This window comes from Burkholderia sp. BC1 (genome assembly GCF_052683555.1).
Genome location: NZ_JBQYLP010000175.1, coordinates 1 through 1203, shown reverse-complemented (window position 1 = coordinate 1203; position 1203 = coordinate 1). Strand labels below are relative to the sequence as shown.

General features: G+C 61.0%; 1 pseudogene. It reads left to right on the top strand.

What is annotated here, in order from left to right:
* Nucleotides 1–66: 66 nt before the first annotated feature.
* Nucleotides 67–1034, top strand: a pseudogene (locus ACSHSS_RS30200) (IS3-like element ISBxe1 family transposase); the annotation flags it as partial.
* Between the last annotated feature and the right edge of the window lie 169 nt (nt 1035–1203).

Genomic DNA, 1203 nt, shown 5'->3' with positions numbered 1-1203 from the left:
TGAGCTTGCCCGCAAAAAATGGATCCCTTGCTGAGTGTGTAAAACTCACGCAAGGAGGAAGGAAAGATGGGTAATCCGAGAGCCCGATATACGCGGGAATTCATGCTGGAAGCCGTGCGCATGGTCCGCGGCGGCCAGAGCATGGCGGCGGTGGCGAAGATACTGGGTATCAGCCCGAAGACGCTGCACAACTGGGTTAAGGCCGATGCCGCTGGGAAGCTGAACGGCGCAGGCAAACAGGTTTCTCCTGAACAGATGGAGATTGCCCGGCTGCGCGCGGAGTTGGCACGCGTGAAAATGGAGCGCGACATATTGGAAAAAGCCACGGCGTACTTTGCAAAGGTGTCGGCATGAAGTACGCCTGGATCGAGCTTCACAGCCGACAATGGCCGGTGTCCCTGACCTGCCAGGTGCTGGGTGTCAGCCCCAGCGGTTACCACGCGCGCAAGGCGCGGGATGTCGATACTGACCGAGCGCGCCGACGCATCAGCAACGACGCTCTGCTGGTGCACATCAAGGCCGTGCACGCTGAATCCAAAGGCGAGTACGGCTGGCCGCGCGTGTGGAAGAAGTTGCTGGCCCAGGGCATTCGCGTCAGCAAGGATCGTGTCCAACAGCTCATGAAGCTGCACGGCATCAGGGCGAAGACCAAACGCCGGTTCAAGGTCACGACCGACAGCAACCACAGCCTGCCGGTCGCGCCGGACCTGCTGCAACGAGACTTCTCTCCCGCGCGTCCAGATCAGGTCTGGACTACGGACATCACGTACATCTGGACGGACGAGGGTTGGCTGTTTCTGACCGTCATCCTCGACCTGTTCAGCCGTCAGGTGGTGGGCTGGTCGATGCAGCCGCACATGCGCACGGAGCTGGTGTCTGACGCGCTGCGTATGGCGTGGTTTCGCCGCCGGCCGGAAGCGGGCCTGATCGTCCATAGCGACCGCGGTAGCCAGTATTGCAGTCGTGACTTCCAGGACCTGCTTAAGGGCTACGGCATGCGCAGCTCGATGAGCCGTCGAGGAAATTGTTGGGACACTCAGTCCAAAATATGCCTCGAACGTCGGACCGATCTGACTCGTGTTGGGATTGGCCGAGTTGCCCTGGCGTTGACCTGTCGGTCGGGCTCCGGCGTTCCCCGAGCGTTGCCGGGCCCAGCGTTTGTGACCTGATAGGAGCTTTGTCCTGCACCGTGAGTGTCCTGTC